The sequence below is a fragment of the Microbacterium cucumeris genome, assembly GCF_058349845.2.
Genome location: NZ_JBYRIZ020000002.1, coordinates 44869 through 60884, shown reverse-complemented (window position 1 = coordinate 60884; position 16016 = coordinate 44869). Strand labels below are relative to the sequence as shown.

Annotated in this window: 20 protein-coding genes; 8 read left to right on the top strand and 12 right to left on the bottom strand. The window is 69.2% G+C overall.

All coding sequences use genetic code 11. The features are described from left to right. Positions 1-12: 12 nt before the first annotated feature. The 4 genes from aspS to AC3RXZ_RS06895 all read left to right on the top strand — a co-directional run bounded on the left by aspS (position 13) and on the right by AC3RXZ_RS06895 (position 5450). Positions 13-1794 carry an aspartate--tRNA ligase gene (aspS, locus tag AC3RXZ_RS06910; RefSeq protein ID WP_491493551.1) on the top strand — a complete coding sequence of 594 codons (1782 nt, stop codon included), beginning with the start codon at positions 13-15 and terminating at the stop codon, positions 1792-1794. Between the two features lie 226 nt (positions 1795-2020). Continuing rightward, the gene (locus AC3RXZ_RS06905; protein WP_243233454.1) at positions 2021-2203 is read left to right on the top strand and encodes a YegP family protein; all 183 of its coding nucleotides are present in this window, start codon (positions 2021-2023) and stop codon (positions 2201-2203) included. A gap of 215 nt (positions 2204-2418) precedes the next feature. After that, a complete protein-coding gene (locus AC3RXZ_RS06900) occupies positions 2419-4446 on the top strand; it encodes an aldo/keto reductase (protein ID WP_491493550.1) in 2028 nt (675 codons plus the stop codon). Continuing rightward, positions 4425-5450, top strand: coding sequence for a LacI family DNA-binding transcriptional regulator (locus tag AC3RXZ_RS06895; protein WP_491493549.1), 1026 nt, complete (start codon positions 4425-4427; stop codon positions 5448-5450). The genes AC3RXZ_RS06900 and AC3RXZ_RS06895 overlap by 22 nt, the downstream gene beginning before the upstream one ends. 15 nt (positions 5451-5465) lie before the next feature. Here the strand turns inward: AC3RXZ_RS06895 and AC3RXZ_RS06890 are convergent, their stop codons facing one another. The 9 genes from AC3RXZ_RS06890 to AC3RXZ_RS06850 all read right to left on the bottom strand — a co-directional run bounded on the left by AC3RXZ_RS06890 (position 5466) and on the right by AC3RXZ_RS06850 (position 10389). Next, on the bottom strand, positions 5466-6221 hold the full coding sequence (locus tag AC3RXZ_RS06890) for an amino acid ABC transporter ATP-binding protein (protein ID WP_491493548.1): 756 nt from the start codon (positions 6219-6221) through the stop codon (positions 5466-5468). Next, positions 6218-7003, bottom strand: coding sequence for an amino acid ABC transporter permease (locus tag AC3RXZ_RS06885; protein ID WP_243233461.1), 786 nt, complete (start codon positions 7001-7003; stop codon positions 6218-6220). Before AC3RXZ_RS06885 ends, AC3RXZ_RS06890 begins: the two co-directional genes overlap by 4 nt. A gap of 37 nt (positions 7004-7040) precedes the next feature. Further along, complete coding sequence (locus AC3RXZ_RS06880; RefSeq protein WP_243233469.1) at positions 7041-7862, bottom strand: basic amino acid ABC transporter substrate-binding protein; 822 nt, start codon at positions 7860-7862, stop codon at positions 7041-7043. Between the two features lie 150 nt (positions 7863-8012). Further along, positions 8013-8315, bottom strand: a complete 303-nt coding sequence (locus AC3RXZ_RS06875; protein WP_491493547.1) for a Dabb family protein — start codon at positions 8313-8315, stop codon at positions 8013-8015. After that, positions 8312-8569, bottom strand: a complete 258-nt coding sequence (locus AC3RXZ_RS06870) for a glutaredoxin family protein (RefSeq protein ID WP_243233472.1) — start codon at positions 8567-8569, stop codon at positions 8312-8314. The genes AC3RXZ_RS06875 and AC3RXZ_RS06870 overlap by 4 nt, the downstream gene beginning before the upstream one ends. Then, positions 8566-8868 (bottom strand): rhodanese-like domain-containing protein, encoded by a 303-nt coding sequence (locus tag AC3RXZ_RS06865; protein ID WP_243233473.1) that lies wholly within the window; start codon positions 8866-8868, stop codon positions 8566-8568. Before AC3RXZ_RS06865 ends, AC3RXZ_RS06870 begins: the two co-directional genes overlap by 4 nt. A 91-nt stretch (positions 8869-8959) precedes the next feature. Continuing rightward, complete coding sequence (locus AC3RXZ_RS06860) at positions 8960-9058, bottom strand: 30S ribosomal protein bS22 (RefSeq protein WP_003792170.1); 99 nt, start codon at positions 9056-9058, stop codon at positions 8960-8962. Positions 9059-9179: 121 nt separating this feature from the next. Continuing rightward, positions 9180-9371 (bottom strand): helix-turn-helix domain-containing protein, encoded by a 192-nt coding sequence (locus tag AC3RXZ_RS06855; protein WP_243232682.1) that lies wholly within the window; start codon positions 9369-9371, stop codon positions 9180-9182. A gap of 97 nt (positions 9372-9468) precedes the next feature. Further along, positions 9469-10389 (bottom strand): TetR/AcrR family transcriptional regulator, encoded by a 921-nt coding sequence (locus tag AC3RXZ_RS06850; protein WP_491493546.1) that lies wholly within the window; start codon positions 10387-10389, stop codon positions 9469-9471. A 104-nt stretch (positions 10390-10493) separates the two neighbouring features. Between AC3RXZ_RS06850 and AC3RXZ_RS06845 the strand changes: the two genes are divergently transcribed. Beyond that, on the top strand, positions 10494-11411 hold the full coding sequence (locus AC3RXZ_RS06845; RefSeq protein WP_491493545.1) for an ATP-binding cassette domain-containing protein: 918 nt from the start codon (positions 10494-10496) through the stop codon (positions 11409-11411). Next, the gene (locus AC3RXZ_RS06840) at positions 11408-12223 is read left to right on the top strand and encodes an ABC transporter permease (RefSeq protein WP_491493544.1); all 816 of its coding nucleotides are present in this window, start codon (positions 11408-11410) and stop codon (positions 12221-12223) included. Before AC3RXZ_RS06845 ends, AC3RXZ_RS06840 begins: the two co-directional genes overlap by 4 nt. 48 nt (positions 12224-12271) lie before the next feature. On the opposite strand, the gene AC3RXZ_RS06835 is transcribed toward AC3RXZ_RS06840, so the two are convergent. Continuing rightward, positions 12272-12679, bottom strand: a complete 408-nt coding sequence (locus tag AC3RXZ_RS06835; RefSeq protein ID WP_243232703.1) for an ArsR/SmtB family transcription factor — start codon at positions 12677-12679, stop codon at positions 12272-12274. 88 nt (positions 12680-12767) lie between these two features. On the opposite strand from AC3RXZ_RS06835, the gene AC3RXZ_RS06830 reads away from it, so the two are divergent. Then, positions 12768-14198 (top strand): TrkH family potassium uptake protein, encoded by a 1431-nt coding sequence (locus AC3RXZ_RS06830; protein ID WP_243232705.1) that lies wholly within the window; start codon positions 12768-12770, stop codon positions 14196-14198. Beyond that, positions 14191-14862, top strand: a complete 672-nt coding sequence (locus AC3RXZ_RS06825) for a potassium channel family protein (protein WP_243232707.1) — start codon at positions 14191-14193, stop codon at positions 14860-14862. The genes AC3RXZ_RS06830 and AC3RXZ_RS06825 overlap by 8 nt, the downstream gene beginning before the upstream one ends. A gap of 20 nt (positions 14863-14882) precedes the next feature. On the opposite strand, the gene AC3RXZ_RS06820 is transcribed toward AC3RXZ_RS06825, so the two are convergent. Both AC3RXZ_RS06820 and proC read right to left on the bottom strand, forming a co-directional pair. Beyond that, positions 14883-15041, bottom strand: a complete 159-nt coding sequence (locus AC3RXZ_RS06820) for a DUF1905 domain-containing protein (protein ID WP_491493543.1) — start codon at positions 15039-15041, stop codon at positions 14883-14885. A gap of 130 nt (positions 15042-15171) precedes the next feature. Then, positions 15172-16011: a pyrroline-5-carboxylate reductase gene (proC, locus tag AC3RXZ_RS06815; protein WP_491493542.1), complete on the bottom strand. Its 840-nt coding sequence runs from the start codon at positions 16009-16011 to the stop codon at positions 15172-15174. Between the last annotated feature and the right edge of the window lie 5 nt (positions 16012-16016).

Below are 16016 nucleotides of genomic sequence, written 5' to 3'. Positions count from 1 at the left end.
GAGGAATCTTCCGTGCTTCGCACTCACACGACCGGCTCTCTGCGAGCCGAGCACATCGGTCAGACCGTCACCCTCACGGGTTGGGTCGATCGTCGTCGTGATCACGGAGGAGTCGCGTTCATCGATCTCCGGGATGCCTCCGGCATCGCCCAGGTGGTCATCCGCGACGAGGAGACCGCGCATCCGCTGCGCAGCGAGTTCGTCCTGAAGGTCACCGGCACCGTGTCCGCGCGTCCGGCCGGAAACGAGAACCCGAACCTGCCCACCGGGGAGATCGAGGTCATCGCATCCGAGGTCGTCGTCCTCAACGAGTCCGCCCCGCTGCCGTTCCAGGTCTCCACCGGCCTCGAAGGCGGCGACCCGATCGGCGAGGACGTCCGGTTCAAGTACCGCTACCTGGACCTGCGCCGTCCGCAGCCGGCATCCGTCATGCGCCTGCGCTCGCAGGTGTACAAGGCGATCCGCGACGTGCTCCACGAGCGCGAGTTCACGGAGATCGAGACGCCCACGCTCACCCGCTCCACTCCCGAGGGCGCCCGCGACTTCGTCGTGCCCGCACGCCTGCACCCCGGCAGCTGGTACGCCCTGCCGCAGTCGCCGCAGCTGTTCAAGCAGCTGCTCATGGTCGGCGGCGTGGAGAAGTACTTCCAGATCGCGCGCTGTTACCGCGACGAGGACTTCCGCGCCGACCGCCAGCCGGAGTTCACGCAGCTCGACATCGAGATGGCCTTCGTCGACCAGGAGGACGTCATCGAGATGATGGAGGCCGTCATCACCGCGATGTGGGCCACCATCGGCGTCGAGGTGCCGACTCCCCTTCCGCGCATCACCTACGCCGACGCCATGGCGAAGTACGGCTCGGACAAGCCCGACCTGCGCTTCGGCCTCGAGCTCGTCGAGGCGACCTCGTACTTCTCGGAGACGCCCTTCCGCGTCTTCCAGTCCGAGTACGTCGGCGCCGTGCTGATGCCGGGCGGCGCCTCGCAGCCGCGCAAGGTGCTGGACGCCTGGCAGGACTGGGCCAAGCAGCGCGGCGCCCGAGGTCTCGCATACGTCCTGTTCAACGAGGACGGCACCCTCGGCGGCCCCGTGGCGAAGAACCTCTCGGAGGCCGAGCAGGCCGGGCTCGCCGAGCTGGTGGGAGCGGCACCCGGCGACTGCGCGTTCTTCGCCGCCGGTTCTGCCAAGGACAGCCGCGCTCTCCTCGGAGCGGCGCGCGTCGAGATCGGTCGGCGTCTGGGCCTGCTCGACCCCGACACGTTCGCCTTCACCTGGGTGGTCGACGCCCCGATGTTCGAGCCGGCCGCGGACGCCGTGGCATCCGGCGATGTGGCTGTCGGCGCCGGCGCCTGGACGGCCGTGCACCACGCCTTCACCGGCCCGAAGCCCGAGTTCGAGGACACCTTCGACACCGACCCCGGTTCGGCGCTCGCCTACGCGTACGACATCGTCTGCAACGGCTCCGAACTCGGCGGCGGCTCCATCCGGATCCACCGCGAGGATGTCCAGAAGCGGGTGTTCGAGGTCATGGGAATCAGCGATGAGCAGGCGGACGAGCAGTTCGGCTTCCTGCTGGACGCGTTCAAGTTCGGCGCGCCGCCCCACGGCGGCATCGCGCTGGGCCTGGACCGCGTGCTGCAGCACCTGTCCAAGACCGAGTCGATCCGCGAGGTCATCGCGTTCCCGAAGACCGGCAACGGGTTCGACCCGCTCACCGCTGCGCCCGCTCCCATCACCGACCAGCAGCGCGCTGAGGCCGGCGTCGACTTCGTCCCCGAGGATGCCGAGGCCTGACGCACGTCATCCCCTCTCGGTCCCTCGACGGATCCCCGTCACGAGTGACCTCTCCCTGTTGACGAGACCTCTCCGCATTCACGCGAATGCGGGGAGGTCTCGTCACGCAGGCGGGGTCTCGAGGGGCGGATCGGCCGGGGATCCGACGCTTCCGCTCGGATGCGGGCGTCGATAGCGTGTGATCCGGGGGCACTCCGTCCCCGATCGTTCAGGGGAAGGATGCCGCATGGCAGGCACGTTCGAGGTGTTCCAGGACAAGGGCGGCGACTACCGGTTCCGCCTCAAGGCGGGCAACGGCGAGGTCATCGCGACCGGCCAGGGATACTCGTCCAAGGCGAGTGCACTCGGCGGGATCGACTCGGTGCGGCGCAACGCCGCGGATGCCGAGGTCGTCGAAGTCGAGAGCTGACGCTCGCTCGAGACCCCGCCTTACCTGCGAGACCCCGTCGTATCCGCGTGGATACGACGGGGTCTCGTCATTCCGGAGAGGTCTCTCCGTCGCTCGGGAGAGATCTCCGAGGTGAGAACCGAACGTGTGAACGTTCACGACGGGCTTGACGATCAAGGGATACGGGGCTAGCGTGACAGGACCGTGAGCGTTCACGGTCCCGGCTCGAAAGGACAATGGTGACCCCTCAGCTCCCCGTCGAAGAGACGCATACCCGCACCGGCGGATGGGCCGTGCTCGGCCCCGGCGGCATCGCGCGGCGATTCCTGACCGGCATCGGTTCGGGCGACGGACGGATCGTCGCGGTCGGCAGTTCGGATGCCGCTCGTGCCCGCTCGTTCGCGGACGAAGCCGAGCAGCAGGGCGCTGAGGAGGTGACCGCCGGGGACTACGCCCAGGCCCTGGCGGACCCGCGCGTGGACGCGGTCTACGTCTCCACCGTCCACACGGCGCACCCCGCACTCGCGATCGCGGCGATCTCCGCCGGCAAGGCGGTGCTGTGCGAGAAGCCGCTCGCCGTCAACCACGGCACGGCCATGGCGATGGTGGACGCGGCCCGCCAGGCCGGCGTGCCGCTCGTCGAGGCCTACATGTACCGTTTCCACCCGCAGACGCGCGCCGTGCTGGATCTCGTGCGCGAGGGCGCCATCGGCCGGGTCCTCCACATCGACGCGTCGTTCGCGTTCCGCGTCGGCGAGCGCCGCGGACGCCTCCTCGATCCGGCGGTCGCCGGGGGCGGCATCCTCGATGTCGGCGGGTACACCGTGACGATGGCCGCCGCCGTCGTCGACGCGGCCGACGGCGTGCACGCCTCCGAGCCGGTCGAGCTGACGGCTGACGGGTCGATCGGGCCGACCGGTGTCGACGAGTGGACGGTGGCGCGGGCCACCTATCGCAGCGGCATCACCGCGACCCTCACGACCGGTGTCATGGTCCCGGCGCCCAACACTGTGACGATCTTCGGGGAGCGGGGCAGCATCCGCGTCGCCGAGCCCTGGGTGCCGGTCGGCGCCACCGAGATCGAGCTCGCGACGACCGACGGCGTGCAGACGATCGTGATCGACGAGGCCGACGCCTACGCCCTCGAGGCGGAGGCGACTCTGGCCGCGCTGCGCGAGGGTCGCCTCGATGTCCCGGAGATGACGACGGCCGAGACGCTGGCCACCGCGCGCACGCTGGACCGCTGGCGCGCCGCCGTCGGGCTGCGATATCCGTTCGAGGCCGAGGACGCCGACATCCCCCCGGTGCGCGGCGCGTTCGTCCCGGGCGGCGACACCCGTGACGGCGAGATGCGGTACGGGGAGATCCCCGGGGTCGGCAAACCGGTGTCGCGGCTCGTGATGGGCGTCGACAACCAGCCGGACCTCGCGCACGCATCGGCGATCTTCGACGTCTACGCCGAGCGCGGCGGCAACGTGTTCGACACCGCGTACATCTACGGCGACGGCGAGCTGGAGAAGCGCCTGGGCCGGTGGATCGCGAACCGCGGCGTCCGCGAGGACGTCGTGGTGATCACGAAGGGCGGGCACACACCGTACTGCGATCCGGAATCCGTCTCGCGCCAGCTGCTCGAGAGCCTCGAGCGGCAGGGCACGGACTACGCGGACATCTACATGCTCCACCGGGACAACCCGGAGGTTCCCGTCGGCGAGTTCGTCGACGTGCTCGACGAGCACGCGCGCGCCGGGCGCATCCGCGTGTTCGGGGGATCGAACTGGACGCCCGCGCGCATCGACGAGGCGAACGCCTACGCCAGGGCGAACGGACGGCAGGGATTCGGGGTCGTGAGCGACCACTTCGGACTCGCCGAGGCCTACGACGTGCCATGGGAGGGGTGCGTCCACGTGACCGACGAGGCCTCGAAGCGCTGGCTCGAGGAGCGGCAGCTGCCTCTCCTGCCGTGGTCGTCGCAGGCGCGCGGGTTCTTCGCCGGCCGCGCCCACCCGGAGGACCTCAGCGACCCGGAGCTCGTGCGCTGCTACTACAGCGACGAGAACTTCGAGCGTCTCCGCCGCGCGGAGCATCTCGGAGCCGAACGCGGCGTGCCCACGACGGCGATCGCGCTGGCCTACGTGCTCGCGCAGCCGTTCCCGACGTTCCCCCTCTTCGGACCCCGTACGATCGAGGAGACCCGCTCGTCGATGCGGGGACTCACCGTCGATCTCACGCCCGAAGAGGTGGCATGGCTGAATCTGCGCAGCTGACCGGCGCGGGCGACCCCGCAGCGCCCGCCGCGCGCCGGCGCGCGACCATCCTCGATGTCGCCGCCGCGGCGGGCGTGTCCCGGCAGACGGTCACGCGCGCGATCAACGACATGCCGGGCATCAGCGCCGACACCAAGAAGCGGGTGCTCGACGCCGCCGGAGCCCTCTCGTACCGGCCGTCCCGGTTCGGACGCGGGCTGGTCACCGGCGGCGATCGCCAGCTCGGGCTCGTCGTGAACGACCTGCGCAACCCGTATTCGCCCGAGCTGGCCGCGGCCGTCGTGCGCCGCGCCGCCGACGAGGGATGGAGCGTCTCGCTGGTCGACATCGGCCTCGCCGGAGCCGCGGACCGCCTGCTGCGTTCGCTGCACGCCCAGGCGGACGTCGTGGTCGGCTACCTCGGAACGTGGGCTTCCGCATGGGAGAGCCGGTTCGGCGCGACGCCGCTCGTCCTCCTCGACGCCGGAGAGGACATCGCGCACGCCGGAGTCGACCTCGACCCGATCGCGGCGATCGACGACCTCGCCGCACACCTCGTCGCACTCGGCACGCGCCGACCGGTCGTGCTGGACGCTTCCGAACCCCCGACCCCGAGCAGGCGCGGCATCGCGATGGTCGAGGCCTTCGAACGACGGGGCCTCTCCCCCGAGGTGGTCCATGCGTCCGTTCCGACGCCGGAGCACGCCTCCGCCGTCGCCGCGCAGGTGATCCGCCGCACGACGCGCCCCGATGCGATCCTGGCGTTCAACGACCTGATGGCGCTCGGCGTGCTGTCGGCGTGCCGTCACGCGGGGCTCGACGTCCCCGGCGACATCCGGGTCGCCGGCGTGGACGGTCTCACGGTCGGCACGCTCGTCGCTCCCACCCTCACGACCCTCGCGGTGGACTTCGACGAGGTCGCCCGCCATGCGCTCGAACTCGCCGTCGCGTTCGGCGAGGGGGACGGCGACGTCGGCCCGCACCGCGTCGTGCCGCATCGCCTCGTTCTGCGCGAATCGGCGTAGCCGCGCCCGCCGCGACTACAGCACGCGCGAGAGGAAGTCCTTCGTGCGCTGATGCTGCGGGTCCGCGAGCACGGCGCGCGGGTCGCCCTCCTCGACGATGCGACCGCCGTCCATGAAGATCAGCCTCGACCCGACCTCGCGCGCGAAGCCCATCTCGTGGGTGACGACGAGCATCGTCATGCCCTCGTCGGCGAGAGACCGCATGACCTGCAGCACCTCACCCACCAGCTCGGGGTCGAGCGCCGACGTGGGCTCGTCGAACAGCATCATGTCGGGGTTCATGCACAGTGCCCTGGCGATCGCGACGCGCTGCTGCTGCCCGCCGGAGAGGTGTCCGGGATAGGCGTCGACCTTCTCGGCCAGCCCGACCCGGTCCAGCATCTCGCGGGCGATGGCCTCGGCATCCGTCTTGGATCTCTTCAGCACCCGGCGCTGCGCGAGCGTCAGGTTCCCGAGCACACTCAGATGCGGGAAGAGGTTGAAGCTCTGGAAGACCATGCCGATGCGGGTGCGCACCCGGTCGATGTCGACGTCGGGATCGGTGATGTCGATGCCCTCGATCAGGATCGCGCCGTCGGTGGGCTCTTCCAGGAGGTTGACCGAGCGCAGCAGGGTCGACTTGCCCGAGCCGGACGGTCCGATGACGCATACGACCTCGCCGGCGGTCACCATGAGGTCGATCCCCTTGAGCACCTCGTTGTCGCCGAAGTTCTTCACCAGGCCCCGCGCCTCGATGGCCGGAGCGTGGATGTCGATCAGATCCGTGCTCATCGCTGCCTCGCCAGTCGTCGTTCGAGCCACGCGGCCAGGCGCGTGAGAGGGATGGTCACGAGCAGATACAGCGCCGCCGCGACGACGAGCGCCGTGCCGTTCGCAGTCGCCGTCGAGGTGTCGCGCGCGAAGGTCGTCAGCTCGCGGGTGAGGATCGTCGTCCCCGCGATGTACAGCAGCGAGGTGTCCTTGAGCAGCAGGACGAACTCGTTGGTCAGCGGCGGGATGATGATGCGGAAGCCCTGCGGCAGCACGACCCAGAACATCGTCTTCGTCGGCGACATGCCCAGCGACCGCGATGCCTCGGTCTGACCCTTCGGGACGGCCTGGATTCCGGCGCGGATGACCTCGGCCATGTACGCCGAGGCGACGAGGATCAGTCCGACCAGACCCTGCGCCGCGGCACCGCCGGGGATCTTGATGCCGAGACCGATCGGCAGCATGAACGCCACCGCGAAGATCGTCAGCAGAGCCGGGAGCCCGCGGAACAGCTCGATCCACGCCGTCGCGAACCAGCGGAACGGCAGGATGCTGGAGAGCTTCAGGATCGCCAGCAGGATGCCGAGCAGCGCGCCGCCGACGAATCCGATCACGGTGTACATCAGCGTGTTCACCAGAGCCACCGTGATGATGTCGGGGAACAGGCTCGCCGCGACCTCGGGGTTCAGGAACTGCTTGCTCAGGCGCGGCCAGTCCGTCGCCACGATCGCCCACGCGACCACCGCGATGAAGATCGCGTACATCGCCAAGCGGTAGAGCCGTTGCCGGGTGCGGCGTCTCATCGCCATCGTCGTACCTCGTCGTACTCGTCGGGGGCGGTCACTCGGCGGCGAAGTAGGTGTCGTAGATCTCCTGGTAGGTGCCGTCCTCGCGCAGCTCGGCGAGCGCGCCGTTCACCGCCTCGAGCAGCTCGGGCTTCTCATCCTTCGCGAAGGCGAAGCCGTAGCTCTCCTCGGTGTCGTACTCCTCGACGATCGTGTACGTGTCGTCCGCGCGCACGTGCTCGACGTTGACCGGCAGGTCCTGCAGGATCGCGTCGATCTGCCCGGCCTGCAGCGCGGGCCACAGCTCGCCGTCGGACGGATAGCGGACGATCTCGGTGTCCTCGGGCGCGTTCTCGGTCGTGTACGCCTCGCCCGTGGTGCCCTGCTGGACGCCGACGACCTTTCCGGCGAGGTCGTCGATCGAGGCGATGCCGGAGTCGGCGGGGACCAGCAGCGACTGCAGCGAGTCGTAGTACGGGTCGGAGAAGTCGATGTTGGCCTTGCGCTCCTCGGTGATCGTCATGGCCGAGGCCCCGATGTCGCACGTGCCGGCGACGAGGGTCGTGCCGGACTGCAGCGCGTCGAAGCTCACGTCCTGCACCGCGATGGTGAGGTCGAGCTTCTCGGCGATCGCCGTGAGCAGGTCGATGTCGAAGCCGGTGTAGCCGCTCTCGGTGCTGTCGTCGAAGTCCTCGAACGGCGGGTAGGGCACGTCGGAGCAGACCGTCAGCACGCCCTCCTGGATCAGTCCGTAGTCCTCGCCGCCGGAGGCAGGGGACTCCGGGTCGGGCGAGGTGCCGCCGGCACAGGCGGTGAGGACGAGGACGGAGGCCGCGGCGAGGGCGACTCCGGAGGCGATGGTGCGACGTCGGGACATGATCGCTCCTGTGTGACGGGGCGAGAACGCCCGCTGACGGGTTGGTGAACACATCTAAACACGTCGCGGCGACGTTGACCGTGGATATTCGTCCGTCACAGGTTACGGTTCGGTTTCATCAGATGTGGAACCGGGTTCCACATCCGATCCTCAGATCTCGAAGTCGACCGCGACCCGGCCCGCCACGACCGAGCGGATGTACCCGGCGACCTCCTCATGCGCGGGGTGCACCTGATAGGCCTCGAGAGCGGCGGCATCCGCGAAGTCGGCGACCAGGGTGACATCCCAGTTCGCGTCGGGATACAGGCTGTTCGCACCGGCTGAGATCGAGAGCAGCTGCGGGACGACGCCCGCAAGGGCGTTCAGCCGCCGTGCGACCTCGGTGGCCTGGGCGGCGCGCTCGGAGGCATCCTCGCTCGCGAGCTTCCAGGTGACGACGTGACGGACGGTCATGCGCTCTCCAGTCTCTCGCGCAGCCGGTCGGGCGACACCCGCCAGTGCGCGTGCAGTTCGCCGTCGACGAGGACGACGGGGATCTTCTCCCACCACAGCTCGTACAGGGCGGGATCGTCGGCGATCGAGGACTCGATTACTTCGATGCGGTCCGCGGTCTCCTCGGGGAGGTCCGCGAGCACCGCGTCGACGACCTCGCGCGCGACGTCGCAGAGGTGGCAGTCGGGCTTGCCGATGAGCGTGAGCGTCGTCACGCTGCGGGGATCTCGATCTCGCGCCCCTGGGCGATCCACTCCCCCGTGCCGCCGTCGACGTTCGTGGCGTCGTAGCCGCGGGACTCGAGCGCCTCGACGACCCGGGCGGAGCGGCCGCCCATCTGGCAGATGACGTCGAACGCCTCGCCGGGGAGCTCGCCCAGGCGACCGCCGATCTCGGACATCGGGATGTTGACGGCACCGGGCACGTGGCCGCGGGCGAACTCGTCGCGCTCACGCACGTCGATGAGAGGGGTGCCCGAACGCTCGGCGAGTTCGGCGACGGTGATCGACTTCATGGCTTCCTCGGATCGGTTCTGCGGCAGAGACACAAAGCGCCCCCTGTCGACTCGCTCGAGGAGCTGTCGGGGGCGCTCGTGTCTGGGCCGCTTACTTCTTGTTGCGGCGCTGGTGGCGAGTCTTGCGAAGCAGCTTGCGGTGCTTCTTCTTCGCCATGCGCTTGCGGCGCTTCTTGATGACAGAACCCACGGAAACCTCACTACGTCAGGGGCTGGATGCCGCACGGAATCGGACACCCGGGTACGGGCACGGAAAAATGCCTCGGATCAGTCTAGCAAAGCCGACAGCGCCCCGAGCACGCGCCGATCGGTCAGCCCGCATCCGCGATGGGACGGCGCAGCGCGTCGGCGACCGCCGACTCCGGAACGCGGTAACTGCGGCCGAACCGGATCGCCGGCAGGTCGCCGGCGTGCACGAGCCGGTACACCGTCATCTTCGACACGCGCATGATCTCGGCGACCTCGGCGACCGTCAGGAAGCGAACGTCTGGAACTTCGGGCATCCCCTGTACCCCTTTCTGCTGAAGCACACTCTAGGCCGTCGGTGTCACGCATGTAAACCCGCGTGACGGATGTGATGCATGAGACCCCTGTGACGCGTCAGCCTCGCGCCAGGCGCTCGGTGGCATCGCGGAGCGCCTGACGCTCGACCTTGCGCGCCGCACGCAGCATCTTCTCGGCCTCCCGCACGGCCTTCTGCGCCTCGCGGTACTTCTTGTCGCCCGCGAGCTCCGCCCGCTCCAGGCCGAGGAACTCCTGCGCGGCCGCATGCCGCTCGCCGCGGTCGAGGCTGTCGATGTACATGCCCACTCCGTCCAGCACGCGCTCCATCGCGAAGCGGAAGGGGTCGTCGGACGTCGTGAAGACGCCGGCATCGATCGCACGACGAAGGTGCGGGAACTCCTCCGCCGCGATGACGCGGTCGAAGAGCTCGGCCTCCTGCATGGACACCTCCTCCGCTGTGAGCCCGGTCCGGCGGGACTCCTCGGAGTACCCGGCGAGCACCATGCCGTACCAGCGCGCGTGACCGGTCATCGCCAGTGCGACGGCGAGCCGCTCGGTCTCACTCAGCGGAGTCTCGGCGAGGGCTTCGAGCCCCGCGTCGATCCACGCCGAGCTGTTCGGGGTGATGGGCGAGCCCGTGATCGGCAGCGACAGGATCCACGGGTGCCGGAGGTAGATGAGCACCTGCGCCTCGGAGAGCGCGCGCAGCCTGTTCCGCCAGCCCTCGTGCTCGCGATGGTCCTCGGGAGGAAGACCGGTCGCCTGCTCCTGCATGAGCAGCAGGAGGTCGTCCTTGGCGCTGACGTACCGGTAGAGCGACATCGGCGTGAACCCGAGCTTCGCGGCGACCGCCGCCATCGAGACCGCACCGATCCCCTCGGCGTCGGCCAGCTCCACGGCCGCGTCGACGATCCGCTCGACGCTCATCTCGCGCTTCGGTCCGCGCTGCGGGTTCGCCGCGACACCCCACGCCAGCGCGATGCCCCTCGGGAGCTCCGGGAGTTCCTCGTCCGTCATGCGACCATCCTACTTCTGTTTATTTCCTAAACAGTGTGTTATGGTCATACACAGTTGTATCCGACGTACACAGTTTATGCCCTGCACAGAAAGGAACGACGCTCATGACCGCACTCGCGATCGAGGTCACGGGTCTTCGCAAGCGCTTCGGCGATCACACCGTCATCGACGGGATCGATCTCTCCGTCTCGCGCGGCGAGGTGTTCGCCCTGCTCGGCCCGAACGGGGCCGGCAAGACCACGACCATCAACATCCTCACCACCCTCACCCGGCCCGACGCCGGCACCGTGAAGGTCGGCGGATTCGACGTCCGCAGCCAGCCGGTCGCGGTGCAGCAGCGGATCAGCCTCACGGGCCAGTCCGCGGCCGTCGACGACGCTCTCACCGCGACGGAGAACGTGGTCATGTTCGGCCGGCTCTCCGGCCTCGGCCGGAAACAGGCTCGTCGTCGATCGGCCGAGCTGCTCGAACGGTTCGGACTGACCGACGCCGCCTCGCGCCCGGTGCGCACGTACTCCGGGGGCATGCGCCGCCGGCTCGACCTGGCGCTGAGCTTCGTGATCACCCCGGAGATCCTCTTCCTCGACGAGCCCACCACAGGACTGGACACCCGCAGTCGCCGGGACCTGTGGGACATCATCCGCTCGATGGCGGATGCCGGGACCACCGTCTTCCTCACCACGCAGTACCTCGAGGAGGCCGACCAGCTCGCGGACCGCATCGCCGTCCTCCATGACGGACGCATCGCCGCTCTCGGAACCGCGGCGGAGCTGAAGTCCCGCGTCGGCGGAGACACCGTCGAGGTGCACGACGAGCACGGCGAGCTTCTGCGCGAGGTGCCGACGGACGGCACCCTCCCCGGGCTGCGCCGCGCGCTCGACCAGCTGGACGAGCAGGGCACGGAAGGCAGCGTGTCGCTGCGGCGCCCGTCGCTGGACGACGTGTTCCTCGCCCTCACCTCATCCGACCGCCCCCGCACCGACGCGTTCGTCGGCGCCACGTCCACGAAGGAGTCCGCATGACCACCCTGACTGCCGCGCCGACGGCCCCCTCGGCGCCCGCTGTCCGCCCGCGCCTGCGCGGGGCCACCGCCGAAGCCGTGTTCGTGGGGCGCAGCATGCGCCACTCGCTCCGCGACGGCGAATCACTGCTCATGGCGATCATGCTCCCCGTGATGCTCATGCTGATGTTCACCTGGGTGTTCGGGGGCGCGATCGACCCGTCCGGCGCCTATGTGGACTACGTCGTGCCGGGCATCATCCTCACCTGCGCCGGCTTCGGCGCGTCATCGACGGCGGTGTACGTCGCCAACGACATGCGCACCGGCATCATCGACCGATTCCGGACCATGCCGCTGCGCGCCGGAGCCGTGCTCACCGGGCATGTCGTCGCGAGCCTGATCCGCAACCTCGTCGCCACCTCGATCGTGATCGGCGTCGGCGTCCTCGTCGGCTTCCGCCCGACGGCGGACTTCGGGGAATGGGTCGCCATGGGCGCGCTCATCGCGCTGTACATCCTCGCGATCACCTACCTGTTCGCCGCGATCGGTCTGGCGGCGGGCTCGCCCGAGGGGGCGAACGGCTACGGCTTCGTGCTGCTGTTCCTCCCCTACCTGTCGAGCGCCTTCGTGCCGGTTGCGAGCATGCCGGATTGGCTGCAGCCGATCGCCGAGTACCAGCCCATCACGCCGATCGTCGAGACGATCCGGGCCCTCCTGATGGGCACATCGGTCGACACCGAGCCGCTGTGGGCGATCGTGTGGTGCGTCGCGATCCTCGCCGTCGCGGTCGTCTGGGGCAGCTGGCTGTTCCGCCGCAAGGCCGGCCGCCGCTGAGCGCAGTCGCACAGGACCCGTCCGGTTCGCCGGGCGGGTCCTCGCGCGTCAGGCTCCGAGGCGCTTGAGCGCGGACTGCACGACGTGCTTCGCGGATGCCGCGGCACGGCCGACCGCCTCGGCGGCATGCGCCGCACCGTCCGGAAGCGGGACGAGGTCGTAACCGGAGTCGTCCGCGAACGCGTCCACGAGGAACGGCATGAGCCAGTCGTCGACGACCTCCAGAGGCTCGACCGCGAGGCTGTAGAAGCGGCGCTGACCGTCCTCGCGCACGGTGACGAGCTCGGCCTCGCGGAGCACCTTGAGGTGCTTCGAGACCGTCGGCTGGCTGATGCCGAGCTCGCTCACGATCTGAGTGACGCTGGTGCCGGCATCCCCCTCCGAAGACCGTCGCAGCAGGAGCTGGAGGATGTCGCGCCTCGTGCCGTCCGCGATCACGTCGAAGATGTCGGTCATGTGATCAGGGTAGTCGCCCCACGCGCGGAGTACCATGACGAAGGCTCGGCACGCAGGGACCGCCGGGCGACGACCGGAAAGGGGAACGATGTCGGGCATCTCGTCTGCCGTCGCCCCTCGGCGCGGGTTCCGCGGCCTCTGGCAGTTCGGCAAGCACCTCGTCACGTCGTCGCCGTCCCGGTTCGCGATCGTGATCTTCGCGTCGCTGATCCTCGTCTTCACCGCCCTGCTGGCGCTGCCGATCGCGTCGGCCAGTCGCACTGTCACGCCGCTCGCGGACGCGCTGTTCACCGCCGTGTCGACCATCTGCGTCACGGGTCTCGCGACCGTGGACATGGCGACGCACTGGTCTCCCTTCGGCCACGTCGTCATCTTCATCGGCGTCAACATCGGCGGCATGGGCGTGCTGACGCTCGCCTCGGTCATGGGCCTGGTGATCTCCAAGCGCCTGGGACTGCGAGCCAAGCTCATCGCCGCCGGCGACACCAATCCGCTGCGCGCCCACGGCGGACCGGTGAACGAGGGCCAGACCGTCCGTCTCGGCGAAGTCGGTCAGCTGCTGACGACCGTCGCCCTGTCCACGCTGCTCATCGAGGCGGTCGTCGCGATCCTGCTGTATCCCGGACTCGTCATGGCCGGGATCGACCCGCTGGTCGCCCTGTGGGAAGCCCCCTATTACGCGGCCATGTCCTTCACGAACACCGGGTTCTCCCCGAACGCGGGCGGGGTCGGGGTGTTCGCGGACGACTACTTCGTGCTGAGCGTTCTCATGGTGAGCGTGTTCCTGGGCAGCATCGGCTTCCCCGTCATCTACACGCTCGCCAAGCACCACTGGCACATCAACCGCTGGTCGCTGCACACCAAGCTCACGCTGATCACCACGGTCCTGCTCTTCTTCGCCGGCGCAGTCGTCTTCCTCATCCTCGAGTACGACAATCCGGGCACGTTCGGATCGATGGATGCCGTCGACACGACGTTCCAGGCCTTCTTCCTGTCCGCCATGACGCGGTCGGGCGGTTTCAGCGTCGTGGACATCGGCGAACTGAACGGCTCTTCGCTGGTGGCCGGCTCCATGCTCATGTTCGTGGGCGGCGGCTCGGCGTCCACCGCCGGCGGGATCAAGGTGACCACGCTCGCCGTCCTCGCCATCGCCGTGTGGTCGGAGGCGAAGGGGCGCCAGTCCGTCGAGGCCTTCGGCCGCCGCATCCCCAGCGACGTCCAGCGCGTCGCGCTCTCGGTCGTCGCGTGGGGTGCGACCATCGTGGCGCTGTCGACCATCGTGATCGCACAGATCACCAAGGCGGACATCAGTCACGTGCTCTTCGACGTCATCTCGGCATTCGGCACGGTCGGGCTGTCGACCGGGCTCACCGGCGAGCTCCCCGATTCCGCGTCGTACGTGATGGCGGCGACCATCTTCATGGGGCGCGTTGGTACAGTGACTCTCGCCGCGGCGGTCGCCGCGACGTCGCGAACGCAGCTCTACTCGCTGCCCGTGGAAAGGCCGATCGTTGGTTGACGTCATCCGGGGCGACGCCCCCGTCCTCGTGATCGGACTCGGCCGCTTCGGCGCCGCGTGCGCCGGCGAGCTGGATCGACTGGACCGCGAGGTGCTCGCGATCGACGAGAGCCTCGAGCTCGTGCAGAAGTGGTCGGATCGAGTCACCCACACCGTGCAGGCGGATGCGCGCAACATCGACGCGCTGCGCCAGATCGGCGCTCAGGACTTCCAGGTGGCCGTCGTCGCCGTCGGGTCGCTCATCGAGGCGTCCGTGCTCATCACGGCGAACCTCGTCGACCTCAAGGTCCCCCAGATCTGGGCCAAGGCCGTCTCGCAGTCGCACGGCAAGATCCTCGCCCGCGTCGGCGCCAACCACGTCATCTACCCCGAGCGCGAGGCCGGCGAGCGCGTCGCCCACCTCGTCAGCGGCCGGATGCTGGACTTCATCCGCTTCGACGACGACTTCGTGCTGGCGAAGATGTACCCGCCGAAGTTTATCCGCGGCGTGGGACTGAACCAGTCCGGCGTGCGCACGAAGTACAACGTCACGGTCGTGGGCGTGAAGAGTCCCGGCAAGCCGTTCCGCTATGCCGAGGCGGACACGGTCGTGACGAACCACGACCTCATCATCGTCTCCGGAACGAACGTCGACATCGAGCGGTTCGCCAGCCTCGACCGCTGAGAGCTGTTCCGCGCCGCCTCTCAGGCGTCGATGTCGAGCGTGACGTCGATCACGTCGTCGACCGCGATCCGCTCGGCTTCCTGCAGCGCCTTCTTGACCGGGACGATGTAACCGCCGTCCTTGGGCCAGAGCGACGTCGTCAGCGTCGTGTCGCCGACCGTGACCCGGACGGGGATCATGCCCCAGCCTTACGTCACGATGCCGGAGACGTCATGGATCATCTCGCTCTCGGCCGGAGGCACGGTGACGAAATGGAACGGAGCGGGACCGCGCCAGTACCAGACGGGGCCGGCGAAGCGCAGCCGCACGTCAGGCTCCCGCCGCGAGCTCTCGGGCCCTGGCCAGCGCGGCGTCCGTCGCCTCGGCGAAGACGACGTCGAGGTGCGCGTCCTGCAGCACGGCGATGGCGCGCTCGGTCGTACCCTTGGGGCTCGTGACGCGCCGGCGCAGCTCGGCCGGCTCCTCGCCGGTCGCGTCGAGCAGCGCGGCCGCTCCGATGAAGGTCTGCTCGGCCATGAGACGCGCGTCCGCCTCGTCGAACCCCTTGCCGACGGCCGCCCTGGTGAGCTCCTCGATGAGCAGGTATACGTACGCAGGGCCGGAGCCCGAGATCGTCGACAGCGCGTCGATCTGCGACTCGGGAACCTCGACGACCGCCCCGACGAGTTCGAACAGTCTCCGCACCAGGGCGACGTCGTCGGCACCGGCGCTGGATCCGGCCGCCAGTCCCGTGACGGCCTTGCCGACGGTCGCCGGAGTGTTCGGCATCGAACGGATCACACTCACTCCGTCCCCCAGGTGCTCGGCGAACGTGGCGAGAGTCACCCCGGCCGCGAGGCTCACGACGATCGCGTCCGGATGCAGGACGGGCGCGATCTCGCGGAGCAGGTCGGGCACCATCGCCGGCTTGACGCCGACGAGCACGACGCGCGCTGCAGCGGCTGCCTCCGTGTTGCCCTCCGGACGCTCGTCCAGCGCGATCGCGCTGACGCCGGAGAGGTCCGCCAGCGCCTGCGCCTTCTCGGTCGTGCGGTTCGTCGCGATGATCCCGCCCTGGACCGGGATGCCGGACGCGACGACCCCGCGGAGGATCGCGCCGCCCATGGAACCGGCACCGAGGAATGCGAGGGAGGGGAGGGAGTCGGCCATACCGT

What these genes read in the sequence shown, in the direction of transcription:
- AC3RXZ_RS06855 (WP_243232682.1), bottom strand. Translation starts at nt 9,371, where the DNA reads ATGCCCGAAGTTCCAGACGTTCGCTTCCTGACGGTCGCCGAGGTCGCC.
- AC3RXZ_RS06845 (WP_491493545.1), top strand. Translation starts at nt 10,494, where the DNA reads ATGACCGCACTCGCGATCGAGGTCACGGGTCTTCGCAAGCGCTTCGGC.
- proC (WP_491493542.1), bottom strand. Translation starts at nt 16,011, where the DNA reads ATGGCCGACTCCCTCCCCTCCCTCGCATTCCTCGGTGCCGGTTCCATG.
- AC3RXZ_RS06840 (WP_491493544.1), top strand. Translation starts at nt 11,408, where the DNA reads ATGACCACCCTGACTGCCGCGCCGACGGCCCCCTCGGCGCCCGCTGTC.
- AC3RXZ_RS06850 (WP_491493546.1), bottom strand. Translation starts at nt 10,389, where the DNA reads ATGACGGACGAGGAACTCCCGGAGCTCCCGAGGGGCATCGCGCTGGCG.
- AC3RXZ_RS06905 (WP_243233454.1), top strand. Translation starts at nt 2,021, where the DNA reads ATGGCAGGCACGTTCGAGGTGTTCCAGGACAAGGGCGGCGACTACCGG.
- AC3RXZ_RS06865 (WP_243233473.1), bottom strand. Translation starts at nt 8,868, where the DNA reads ATGAAGTCGATCACCGTCGCCGAACTCGCCGAGCGTTCGGGCACCCCT.
- AC3RXZ_RS06875 (WP_491493547.1), bottom strand. Translation starts at nt 8,315, where the DNA reads ATGACCGTCCGTCACGTCGTCACCTGGAAGCTCGCGAGCGAGGATGCC.
- AC3RXZ_RS06900 (WP_491493550.1), top strand. Translation starts at nt 2,419, where the DNA reads ATGGTGACCCCTCAGCTCCCCGTCGAAGAGACGCATACCCGCACCGGC.
- AC3RXZ_RS06880 (WP_243233469.1), bottom strand. Translation starts at nt 7,862, where the DNA reads ATGTCCCGACGTCGCACCATCGCCTCCGGAGTCGCCCTCGCCGCGGCC.
- AC3RXZ_RS06890 (WP_491493548.1), bottom strand. Translation starts at nt 6,221, where the DNA reads ATGAGCACGGATCTGATCGACATCCACGCTCCGGCCATCGAGGCGCGG.
- AC3RXZ_RS06885 (WP_243233461.1), bottom strand. Translation starts at nt 7,003, where the DNA reads ATGAGACGCCGCACCCGGCAACGGCTCTACCGCTTGGCGATGTACGCG.
- AC3RXZ_RS06835 (WP_243232703.1), bottom strand. Translation starts at nt 12,679, where the DNA reads ATGACCGACATCTTCGACGTGATCGCGGACGGCACGAGGCGCGACATC.
- AC3RXZ_RS06895 (WP_491493549.1), top strand. Translation starts at nt 4,425, where the DNA reads ATGGCTGAATCTGCGCAGCTGACCGGCGCGGGCGACCCCGCAGCGCCC.
- AC3RXZ_RS06820 (WP_491493543.1), bottom strand. Translation starts at nt 15,041, where the DNA reads ATGATCCCCGTCCGGGTCACGGTCGGCGACACGACGCTGACGACGTCG.
- AC3RXZ_RS06830 (WP_243232705.1), top strand. Translation starts at nt 12,768, where the DNA reads ATGTCGGGCATCTCGTCTGCCGTCGCCCCTCGGCGCGGGTTCCGCGGC.